Origin of the sequence: Algoriphagus sp., assembly GCF_029254265.1 — a bacterium.
Lineage (GTDB): Bacteria > Bacteroidota > Bacteroidia > Cytophagales > Cyclobacteriaceae > Algoriphagus.
This window is the reverse complement of the sequence record NZ_JAQWXX010000087.1, coordinates 16,522-27,926: the sequence shown is the minus strand read 5'-3', so window position 1 is coordinate 27,926 and position 11,405 is coordinate 16,522. Positions and strand designations below refer to the sequence as shown.

9 protein-coding genes are annotated in these 11,405 nt (G+C 40.9%); 6 read left to right on the top strand and 3 right to left on the bottom strand.

Annotation, left to right across the window (positions count from 1 at the left end; genetic code table 11):
• Positions 1-316 precede the first annotated feature (316 nt).
• Positions 317-1,684: a dGTP triphosphohydrolase gene (dgt, locus tag P8O16_RS13110; protein WP_300315702.1), complete on the bottom strand. Its 1,368-nt coding sequence runs from the start codon at positions 1,682-1,684 to the stop codon at positions 317-319.
• Positions 1,685-1,795: 111 nt separating this feature from the next.
• Here dgt and P8O16_RS13105 point away from each other — a divergent pair, with 111 nt between their 5' ends.
• Genes P8O16_RS13105 through P8O16_RS13095 form a run of 3 tightly spaced genes read left to right on the top strand, consistent with a single transcriptional unit; the run spans position 1,796 to position 4,099 of the window.
• On the top strand, positions 1,796-2,599 hold the full coding sequence (locus tag P8O16_RS13105) for a DUF4382 domain-containing protein (RefSeq protein ID WP_300315700.1): 804 nt from the start codon (positions 1,796-1,798) through the stop codon (positions 2,597-2,599).
• Positions 2,596-3,624, top strand: coding sequence for a bifunctional diaminohydroxyphosphoribosylaminopyrimidine deaminase/5-amino-6-(5-phosphoribosylamino)uracil reductase RibD (ribD, locus tag P8O16_RS13100; RefSeq protein ID WP_300315697.1), 1,029 nt, complete (start codon positions 2,596-2,598; stop codon positions 3,622-3,624). The genes P8O16_RS13105 and ribD overlap by 4 nt, the downstream gene beginning before the upstream one ends.
• Complete coding sequence (locus tag P8O16_RS13095) at positions 3,617-4,099, top strand: GAF domain-containing protein (protein ID WP_300315694.1); 483 nt, start codon at positions 3,617-3,619, stop codon at positions 4,097-4,099. Before ribD ends, P8O16_RS13095 begins: the two co-directional genes overlap by 8 nt.
• A 34-nt stretch (positions 4,100-4,133) precedes the next feature.
• Here P8O16_RS13095 and P8O16_RS13090 read toward each other — a convergent pair whose 3' ends face one another.
• Positions 4,134-4,898 (bottom strand): alpha/beta hydrolase, encoded by a 765-nt coding sequence (locus tag P8O16_RS13090; protein ID WP_300315692.1) that lies wholly within the window; start codon positions 4,896-4,898, stop codon positions 4,134-4,136.
• Between the two features lie 12 nt (positions 4,899-4,910).
• Positions 4,911-6,824, bottom strand: coding sequence for a 1-deoxy-D-xylulose-5-phosphate synthase (gene dxs / locus P8O16_RS13085; RefSeq protein ID WP_300315689.1), 1,914 nt, complete (start codon positions 6,822-6,824; stop codon positions 4,911-4,913).
• Between the two features lie 171 nt (positions 6,825-6,995).
• On the opposite strand from dxs, the gene P8O16_RS13080 reads away from it, so the two are divergent.
• The 3 genes from P8O16_RS13080 to P8O16_RS13070 are packed head-to-tail and all read left to right on the top strand — an operon-like array spanning position 6,996 to position 11,285.
• On the top strand, positions 6,996-7,745 hold the full coding sequence (locus P8O16_RS13080; protein WP_300315687.1) for a segregation/condensation protein A: 750 nt from the start codon (positions 6,996-6,998) through the stop codon (positions 7,743-7,745).
• Between the two features lie 2 nt (positions 7,746-7,747).
• Positions 7,748-8,824 carry a lysylphosphatidylglycerol synthase transmembrane domain-containing protein gene (locus tag P8O16_RS13075; protein WP_300315684.1) on the top strand — a complete coding sequence of 359 codons (1,077 nt, stop codon included), beginning with the start codon at positions 7,748-7,750 and terminating at the stop codon, positions 8,822-8,824.
• Positions 8,814-11,285, top strand: coding sequence for a bifunctional UDP-N-acetylmuramoyl-tripeptide:D-alanyl-D-alanine ligase/alanine racemase (locus tag P8O16_RS13070; protein WP_300315681.1), 2,472 nt, complete (start codon positions 8,814-8,816; stop codon positions 11,283-11,285). Before P8O16_RS13075 ends, P8O16_RS13070 begins: the two co-directional genes overlap by 11 nt.
• Positions 11,286-11,405 lie beyond the last annotated feature (120 nt).

Here is an 11,405-nt window from a genome sequence, read left to right as displayed (position 1 = left end):
GGTCAAAACCGTTTATTTTGACCTAATTTAGTACCCGTTAAGACCGCAAGAAAGCGATTGTCACTGGCTGTCACTTCTAACTTATTTGGCTACTGGTGCATTTGCGGATATACATATTTCATAATCAATTTAAATGAATAATAGACAGTGTTTTGACCCTGGGAAGGAATTGTCTATTTCTTTTATTTACGAATTAATACAGTGGTAAGGACTTAAAAGTCAACAAGATTTAAGCCGAAGAATGATTTTATTTTGAAACAGTAAAAGTCATTATTCAGAAATAAATAATGACCTTTGTTTCAAACAAAATTTAGCATTAAGATCCAGGAAAAGAGATTCCGTTTACCCTTCGATAAAGGTTAAGTGCATATTTATCTGTCATTCCTGAGATATAATCTACCAAGGCCCTGAGCATTTGATAAGGATTGACCTCAGCCCCCCATCCTTTGAGCGGAAAGTCTTCCGGAAGCAAGCGTAGTATACTTTTATCCTTTCCAGAAAACTGATCTGGGCTGTAAAACTGATGGTAAAGAGCTTGAGAGAAAACCGATAGTAGTCCTTCTAAAACCTGAAAGCCAGCAGCTTCTTTTTCCAAAACTACCTTGGACCGGTAGATCTTTTGAACAGAGACTTCTGTAATTTTTTGAAGTGCTTTTGCAGAAGGAATGATGTCTGTAAGTGCCTTATCAAAATTTCCTTTACACATACTCTCCTCATACTTGGCAAAAACTTCCACTGATTCATGGATGAGTTGTCCGATGGCCAAAGCACGAAGCGCTCCGAGATTCTGAGAAGCGCTTCTTCCCTCCATTTTTTTTGGGTCAAACTTATCTTTCAAAATTGGTGCAAGCAGATTTACTGTCTCGTCAAATCCTACCAAGCCTAGTGTACAGCCATCTTCCAAATCAATGATGCTGTAGCAGATATCATCTGCAGCCTCTACCAGAAAAGCTAATGGATGCCTCAGCCAACAGTCAGGGCTGGATTTCTCCAGACCAAGGAAGGCTCCCATCTGTTCAAAATCACTCAGCTGGTTAATAAAAAAACCATATTTCTTCTGGCTACGTCGGGCAATATCTCGATGGGGTATGAAACTTGGTCTGGGGTATTTGGTAAACGCTGCAAGTGTCGCATAGGTAAGTTTCAACCCGAACTGCTTCGAAACCAGCATTCGAAAGCCTTGTGCGTTTCCCTCAAAATTGCAGAGATCAGCCCATTGCTCACTTCGCAAATGTGATTCCCAGCACCTACCCGCAGGATGTAATCGGAAAAAATCTGAGATTGCCTCTTCCCCTGCATGTCCAAAAGGTGGATTTCCGATGTCATGCGTCAACGCTGCTGCTGCTACAACAGCTCCTATTTCATAGGAGGTGATACCGGATTTTTGCAAGGTAGGATACTTCTCTAATAGAAATTCTCCGGCAGCTTTTCCCAATGACCGTCCCACACTCGAAACCTCGAGGCTATGAGTTAATCGAGTGTGTACAAAAGCCTGTTCAGGCAAAGGGAATACCTGTGTTTTGTCTTGCAAATTTCGAAAGGGTGCAGAAAAAATGATTCGATCGTAATCGACTTCAAATTCACTTCGTGCTGCTTGCGTCGGATTTGTTCCAAGGGGATCTCCAAATCTTCCCCGGGCCAAAAGCTTTTCCCATTTCATCATCCCCAAAAATAACAAGCTCATCAGAGAAAAGACTAAAAATTCTAGAAATAGGTATGGATCATTTTCAAGAATGTTAAAATTGAACCGCAAACCCGACCTAAGTTTTCTAAAGTTTTGGGCTAAATTTGCTATGTGAAAAAATTTATTTTCAGTCTTATTGTTTTTGCTGTAGTGATATTGTTCATCGGTTCTTGTAGCCAAATCGATGACTCTCCAAAGGCATTGGTCAATTTGGTTTTGGTGGATACTCCAGCGAAGTGGGATTCTGTTTTGGTAGAAATTGAAGGGGTAGATGTAGAAGTTTTGCTGGAAGGAAGAGAAACAGGAAGTCAGACTTTTTACCTTGAATACAAAACAGGAGACAAAAAAATACGGGTTAGTGATTTAGTGGCTGGACGTGCGTTAATAATCGGCAGGGATGAATTGCCGGTTGGTAAAATAATTGGACTTAAAGTTAGAATGGGATCAAGGCACAGTCTTTATCAGGAAAAAAAGGGATATAATATGCCACTAAAAAAACCTGAGGATCCATTTGTCACTTTAGAGACAGCGTTGGACTTACAGGCGGGAGTAGCTTTTGATATTATACTGGACCTAGATTTGGAATCTTCAATTTTGCAGACTTCTACAGATCCTTTGTCATTTGAGTTGGATCCTGTTTTTACTGTTATACTCGGGGCAGGTGCAGGTGAGGTTAAAGGGGTTATTTCTCCAGCAACGCTAAAACCGGCTATTTATCTCATTCAAGGAATAGATTCCATCAGTACCCAAGTGAATACTTCCGGTAGCTATCTATTCCGAGTCCCAAAAGGCACTTACTCACTTTATTTTGATCCGAAGGATTCTACTTATAATTCCCAAAGAATAACGAATGTCCAGGTAGACTCTGCTTCCATTACCCAATTGGAATTAGTCACTTTTACCAAAAAGCAATGAGCAGCTCGGATGAACTTTTAATGCGTAGGGCACTCGAGCTTGCGGCTCTTGGAAGGGGTAATGTAAGTCCAAATCCAATGGTTGGGTGTGTGATTGTTCATGAAGGAAATATCATCGGAGAAGGTTACCATCAACAATATGGAGAGGCACATGCAGAAGTGAATGCAATAAATGCCGTAAAAGACCAATCCTTGCTTAAGGGTGCAACTGCTTATGTAACTCTGGAGCCTTGTGCACATTGGGGAAAAACTCCTCCTTGCGCAAATCTTTTGGTTGAGAAAAAGTTGGCGCGGGTTGTAATAGCTGCCGTGGATTCGAATCCATTGGTTGGAGGAAAAGGAATTAAGATTCTCGAAAATTCCGGAATCGAAGTGATTACAGGTCTTTTGGAAAAAGAAGCTCGTCTTCTAAACAAGCGCTTTTTTACTCAGATTGAAAAAAAGAGGCCTTATGTGATTCTTAAGTGGGCACAAACAGCAGATGGATTTGTGGCAAGATCTGATTTTTCATCCAAATGGATCAGTAATTCATCCAGCAGACAGCTAGTACATAAATGGAGAGCAGAAGAAGATGGGATTCTGGTAGGTAAAAATACAGCGAGGTACGATGATCCTTCTTTGAATGTCAGAGAATGGGTTGGTAAAAACCCAACACGACTCGTTATTGATAGCAAGCTTGAGTTGGCGAATTCCCTCAAGCTATTTGATCAGACCATCCCCACTATTTGTTTTAATACTCAAAAGTCTGAAAAAATCGAAAACCTTGAATATATCAAGCTCAGCCAAGGGTTTGAGGTTTCCGAACTCTTGGAAGAATTGATCAACCGGAACATTCAAAGCCTAATCGTAGAAGGGGGAAGCTATTTGCTTTCCAAATTCATCGAAGCGGAACTTTGGGATGAAGCCCGCGTTTTTACAAGTCAGAACAAATTCGAGAGAGGAATCTCTGCTCCAATTTTGGGTCAAATCAGTTCTGAGATTTACCAAATTCAAAACGATTTATTACATATCTATTATCATGTCTGAAAATCTATATATCCCAGCAGAAGCTAGCAAATCAGAAAAGTATGAAGCTATTCTTCCTCAAATTGAAGCTTTGATTTCAGGAGAACCGGATCTCTATGCTAATCTGGCCAATATTTCGTCAGCGTTAAAAGAAGCATTTGGCTTTTTCTGGGTAGGTTTTTATTTGGTAAAAGGAAGTCAATTGGTTCTTGGCCCATTTCAAGGTCCAATCGCCTGTACACGAATTAATCCCGGAAAGGGAGTTTGTGGAACTGCTTGGATGGAAAAGAAAACACAGCTTGTGCCCGATGTGGAGCTTTTTCCTGGACATATTGCCTGCAGTGCAGCATCCAAATCAGAGATAGTAATTCCAGTTTTTAAAGAAGAGGAAGTTGTAATGGTATTGGATGTAGATAGTGATATACTTGATGATTTTGACGCTGAGGATCAGAAATACCTGGAAAGGTTGATCAGGATTTTGGAGAAGACTTTTTGAGAAACCCAGTTATAACTTTTCTGAATATATTATCTCAATTTTCATTCAAAAACCCCCTCAAAATCTCAATAACCTCATCTTTTCGCTCTACCTGACCCATATGGCCGACACCTTTTAATTCATGGTATTGTGTGAATAGGCGTTGCTGCATTCTGCTGGCTTCTATTTTGACAGCTCCGTCTTCCGTGCCTGCAATCATAAGCTTAGGTCCTTTGAAGTCCTCAAGTAGTGATAATCTGGATTTTCGATCTCGCATGGCCTTTGTGAAAGCGATAAGTCCGTGAAGTGTAGATTTTTTAGCTTGATCAACGGCTAGTTCAATTTCTTTTTCAAAAAATTTCCTATTGCTTGGAGTGAAAAGCTGTGGAACAAAGGCTGTGACGAACTTCTCTACACCTTGCTTTCTCAGAAAAGTAATGGTCTTGTTTCTACCACTCTTTTTTTCTTCATCATCAGCAAATGCCGTCGAGTGGACCAGTCCAATTCCTTTGATTCTTGAACCCATCAGCTCTAATAGTGCTAAAGTAACATAGCCACCCAGAGAATGACCAATTAAAAAAGGATTATGAATTTTTTGCTCATCCATCCACTCTTCAAGCATCACTGCGACCTCTTCCAAAGTCACATGATCTACCGCTAATGGACTCATTCCAAATCCGGGTAAGTCTAGATAATACACGTGAAACTGACTGGAAAGAGCAGTTGCTACACTTTCCCACATGTCTCCAATTTCACAGAAACCATGGATTAAGACAACAGGTTGACCCTTTCCGAATTCCGAAAAATGAATTTGAGACATGTAAATTGCTGGTTAAGCGATCTTTGAAACTTCCGATAAGTCTCTAACTGCTTCTGCAATTCCCTCAGGATCAAATCCGCATTCGCGATGCAATTCAATCTGCTCGCCATGCTCGATTACTTCGTCAGGAATACCCAATCTTTTCACCTGAGCTTGGTATCCATGATCAGTCATCCACTCGATTACTGCAGAGCCGAAACCTCCCATCAGACATCCGTCTTCGATGGTGATTACTTTTTTGAATTTGCCAAAAATCTCATGAAGAAGATCACCGTCAAGAGGCTTTACAAATCGCATGTCATAGTGAGCCGGATTTAAACCATCCTTTTCAAATAATTCAGTTGCTTCGATTACATAGTTTCCGATGTGCCCTATAGTCAAAATAGCGATCTCCTCTCCTTCTTTGACGATTCTGCCTTGTCCAGTCGGGATTTGCTCAAAAGGTGTTCTCCATTCTGGCATCACTCCAGCTCCTCTTGGGTATCGAATGGAATATGGTCCTTCGTGGAGGGAACCTGAATACATCATGTTTCGGAGTTCTTCCTCATTCATAGGTGCAGCTACTACCAGATTCGGAATACATCTAAAATATGCAATATCATAAGCCCCATGATGTGTAGGTCCATCAGCTCCAGCAAAGCCTGCTCTGTCCAGACATAACACTACCGGGAGATTCTGAAGGCAAACATCATGAACTACCTGATCATAAGCCCGCTGCATGAATGTCGAATAAATATTACAGAAAGGTATTAAACCTTGTGTAGCCAATCCTGCTGAAAAAGTAACCGCATGCTGCTCAGCAATACCCACGTCAAAAGCACGATCCGGCATCGCTTTCATCATGATATTCATCGATGAACCTGATGGCATAGCAGGAGTTACTCCCATTATTTTATCGTTCATCTCAGCCAGTTCTAATAGCGTATGACCGAAAACATCCTGGTATTTTGGTGCCTGTGGTTTGCTTGGTGTTTTCTTATATATTTCGCCAGTTACTTTATCAAAAGTACCTGGGGCATGCCAAGTAGTTTTATTTCCATTTTCTGCTGGGGCATAGCCCTTACCTTTTACAGTAACACAATGAAGGATTTTTGGTCCTGGAATATCTTTTAGATCTTTCAGAATTTCTGCCAAATGGTTCACGTCGTGGCCATCTACAGGACCAAAATACCTCAGATTTAATGATTCAAATAGGTTGCTTTGATTGAGTAAAGCAGATTTGATTCCCCCTTCTACTTTTGAAATAACCTCCTGGGCACTGCTTCCAAACTTGCTTAGCTTGCCGAGTAGTTTCCAAACCTCATCTTTTACTTTATTATAGGTATGCGAAGTGGTTATATCTGTCAAATAATCTTTTAGCGCACCGACATTTGGGTCGATGGACATGCAGTTATCATTCAGAATGATCAGCAAATTCGTATCACTGACACCAGCATGATTCATCGCTTCAAATGCCATTCCTCCTGTCATGGATCCATCTCCGATGACTGCGACATGCTGGATTCCCGATTTTTTGTATTTGGATCCAACAGCCATACCAAGTGCTGCAGAAATTGAAGTACTGGAATGTCCTACTCCGAATGTATCGTACTCACTTTCTTTTCGTTTTGGAAAACCGGATAGACCACCGTAAATCCGGTTGGTATGAAATTGATCTCTTCTACCTGTGAGGATTTTGTGTCCGTAAGCTTGGTGTCCCACATCCCATACAAGTTGATCTTCTGGGGTATTTAACACATAATGAAGTGCCACTGTAAGTTCTACCACCCCTAAGCTTGCCCCAAAATGTCCGCCATAAACAGAAACATTATCTACAATAAACTGGCGCAGCTCATCACAAATTTGAACCAACTTTTCCTTGGGAAACTTTTTAAGGTCAGCCGGGCTGTTGATTTGGGCTAATAATTCTCCTGGTTGTATCAGCATTCGGATTATTCAATTTCAAAAAAAGATAACATAACTATTGGATCTTTGTTTTTCCGCTGGTGTAAGTATCTACTGTCTTTGTTCTTTCAACAGTCATACCAATTAATTTTTACCTTTATTGGATATCTTTGACTGCAATGTGGCAAAATTAACCATTAATTTAAATATCCTTTGAGTTTCGAAATCAAATTACCTCTCTTCGAAGGTCCTTTCGATTTGTTGCTGTTCTTCATCGAGCGGGATGAATTGGATATTTATGATATTCCTATATCAAAGATTACCAATGATTTTCTGGATTATCTACACCATCTGGAAAAAATGGAAATTGAAGTGGCCAGTGACTTTATCCTCTTTGCAGCAACTCTAATGAAGATCAAATCCCGAATGCTACTTCCTCGGCCTGAGCTGAATGAAGCAGGGGAAGAAATTGATCCTAGGGAAGAGTTGATTAGAAATCTATTGGAATACAAGAAATATAAATCTGTAATTGAAGACCTTTCAGCAATGGAAGGAGAGCAACTTTCTAAAGAAAAACGAGGAAATATTTTGGCGGAACTACGTGCGCTGAGCAGTGTAGATGATGTAGATGCTGAAATGCAGCATGTAGATTTGTATAAATTATTGAAGGTGTTTCAGCGAACTATGGCCAAATTGGCTTCAAGAGAAGACCAGACTACTCATACCGTAATTCAATATCCTTATACCATTACCCAACAAAAAGACTTTGTCTTGGAAAAAATCAGTTTTAAAAAGCAAGTGCCATTTACGGATTTTATCGCGTATAAAGCAGACAAAATTTTTGTGATTTATACCTTCTTGGCCATATTGGAGCTTCTTCAACTGGAGATGGTAACCATTGTGATTGGGGAAGGCTTCAACAATTTTTGGGTAGAAAAGACTGAACCGTTGGCGATCGCTTAGGCATGAAGTTGGATAACAAAAAAATCTTTCAAACCCTCAATCCTAACAAGGTTTGGGTTCCGGTCTTCATCGGCCTCGCGATTGTATTTGGGATGTTTTATTTTGACCCCTCTGTCAATGCGAATAGTTTGAAGGGTATTTTTGATGCCTCAATTCCCTGGGTTATAGTTGCTGCATTGTTTATCCTAATCCGAGACGCAGGCTATGTATTTCGAATCCGAGAAATTACCGGTAAGCAACTTACGTGGACTCGAGCTATTTATGTGATCATTCTCTGGGAATTTGCATCGGCAGTCACTCCATCGGTGGTCGGTGGTACAGCCGTGGCAATGTTCATTTTGAATAAAGAAGGAATCAAGCTGGGAAGAGCAATTGCCTATGTGATGATCACTGCAATTTTGGACAATCTCTTCTTCGTGATAGGAGCCCCAATCATCCTGTTTTTTGCACAGGGGAATATTTTTCCATCTAGTAAAGTTTTAGAATCCCAGCTTGAAAATAGTCTTCAGGCCATATTCTGGATTAGTTATGCCCTTTATGCTTCTTATAGTTTGGTGATGGCATTGGCTTTATTCTATAGACCTCGTGTATTTAAGTGGTTGTTGATTAAACTCTTTTCGATCAAGTTTCTTAGTAAGTGGAAGCATGATGCTGATGAATACGGAAATCAAATTATCGAAGCCTCAAAAGAGCTAGCCGGAAAAAATCTTCGCTGGTGGCTTCCCTTAATAGGCGCGACTATATTGATCTGGTGCTCTAGGTATTTTATGTTGAATGCGTTGATTTCAGCATTTGTACCCTTATCAATCGAGCAAAATATTATTGTCTTTGCAAGGCAAGTCATCATGTGGATTGTGATGATGATCTCCCCTACTCCTGGGAGTAGTGGAACGGCTGAATTTTTCTTCGGACAGTTTTTCACCCAGTTCCTTGAGGGTTATACCTTTATCACGAGTATTCTGTGGAGACTGCTCTCCTACTATCCATACCTGATTTTAGGAGCAGTTTTTCTGCCTCGGTGGATAAAGCAGGTGTTTTTCAAAAAGAAGAAGAAAAAATCGTCGAAGGATGCTGAATAGTATTAGCCTCAATCAGCTGGTAGAAATCACCAATGGCAAGCTTATCCAAGGGGATGGGAGTCGAATGATTGAGCAGATTAGTATTGACTCCAGACAGATTTTCAATCCGGCGAAAACGCTTTTTGTCGCTTTGCAAGGGTCAAAAGCCAAAGGGGAAAGTTTTATTCCATCCTTGATTGAAGTTGGAGTGGAGGTGTTTTTAGTCCCGACGGAGTCTGCAGAAAAGCTAGCTGCTTCTTTTGGATCACAGGCATTCCTGGCTGTATCAGATACTAGATTAGCCCTACAGCAAATCGCAAAATATACTCGCGAGCAATTCAAATACCCAGTTGTTGGAATCACAGGCAGTAATGGAAAAACTATTGTCAAGGAGTGGCTGGCTCAAATCCTAAGTCAAAGCTATGCTGTAGCAAAAAGTCCGAAGAGCTACAATTCACAGGTTGGTGTTCCGCTATCTATTTTTGGAATAAAGGCAGATCATCAGGTCGCAATTTTGGAAGCAGGAATCTCCAAATCAGGAGAAATGGCTGCTTTGGCCGGTATGATCCAACCGAATTTGGGGATTTTTACTAATATCGGAACAGCACATCAGGAAGGTTTCCCTGACCTTAAAACTAAGCTTTCAGAGAAGTTATTGCTCTTTCAATCGGCGGAACTGATTATTTATTGTGAGGATCAGGACTTGGTCAAAAGTGAAATGGAAAGGCATTTTCCACCCAATAGAAGAATTTCTTGGTCTGATCATCCTGGTTCAGTTTATACCAGATCGCTCAAGCTTCAGGTAGGTCATTCGCGCCTGATTTTAGTGAAGGAAGATCTCAGTACGCATACTTTTCAACTTCCCTTTTCAGATACGGCATCGGTAGAGAATATCACGCATGTAATCGTCGCTGCACTTACTTTAGGTCAGGATCCGGCTTTAATCCAAACTGGGATCAGTCATTTGAAGCCAGTAGATATGCGACTCACGCTCAAGCCAGGTGTCAATGATTCACTGATTATTGATGATACCTATACCAATGACTTGGCTGGATTGAAAGTTGCGCTGGATTTTATGCAGCAGCAGCGACCAAAGCGAAAAAAAGTCCTAATCACTTCAGATATGCTCCAGCAGGGCAATGCCACAACTCTCTATCAGGAGGTTTTGGAGCTGATTGAGCGCTATCAATTTGATGAAGTGTATGGAGTTGGAGATGAAATAAAACTTTTGGAAAAAGGACTGGGCAACAAATTTAGGTTTTTCAATTCGACCGAAGAGCTGCTTTCGGAGCTAGATCCAAATTCGTTTTCTAATGATTTGATCCTGATTACAGGAGCCAGGTCTTTCGGCTTTGAGCGGATAGTGAATCGATTGCAACAAAGAATCCATGGAACTTCACTCGAAATCAACCTCAATGCACTTACTCATAATTTCAACTTTTATAAGAGACAATTAAAATCCAGCACCAAAGTCATGGTCATGGTGAAAGCCTTTGCTTATGGTGGTGGCGCAGCTGAGATTGCCAATCACCTTCAAACTTTAGGAGCTGATTACCTCGCCGTGGCATTTACAGATGAGGGAGTTTCCTTGCGAAAAGAAGGAATCCGACTTCCGATCATGGTTTTGAATCCTGCGGAAGAGTCTTTTTCATTATGTCAGGAATTTGATCTGGAGCCAGTTGTCTTTTCAAATCCTTTTTTCCAAAACCTTGGGGAATGGTGCAGCCGTCAAGATTCCTGGCTAAAAATTCATTTAGACCTCGATACTGGAATGCATCGTCTTGGCTTTGAGCCAAATGATATATCTGAATTGGAGCGATTGATCCAAACTTATCCACAGTTGGAAATTGCCTCTATTTATACCCATTTGGTGGGAGCGGATGAATCCATTCATCAAGATTTTTCGCTGAAGCAGTTTGCTGTTTTTAATGACATGAAGGAAAAAATCTTTCAATCTCTAACTTACAAACCGATTTGCCACGCCTTGAATTCGGCAGGTATTATCGCTTTTCCGGATTATCAGTTTGATATGGTGCGCTTAGGAATTGGACTCTATGGAGTGGAGGTCACAGGTAGATTTGATAGTTCATTACAGCCAATTTCCACCTTAAAAACGACGATTTCCCAAGTAAAAACTTTAGCTCCAGGGGAGACTGTTGGATATTCGCGTAAAGGATCTTTACCCAAAGGAGGTAAAATTGCTACTCTTTCCATTGGCTATGCAGATGGCTATGATAGAAGATTCAGCAATGGAAAAGGCTATGTCCTCATTCAAGGAAAAAAAGCTCCGGTCATCGGTAACGTGTGCATGGATATGTTGATGGTTGACATTACAGAAATAGAGGCTCAAGCAGGAGATGAAGCAATCATTTATGGGCCGGAAATTTCGCTCAAGGAGTTGGCAGATCAGATCGGTACCATCCCCTATGAGCTTCTCACCAATATTAGTACCCGTGTGAAGCGAGTCTATTACCTTGATTAGCAGAAAGGAGATTATTTTCTAAATTATAGCATGAAATCGAGCATGTCGTACTCGACACACCGGAAGATGTCCCGATGGATATCGGGATAACAAAGCGAGATTCTCCCGATCCCGATAAAA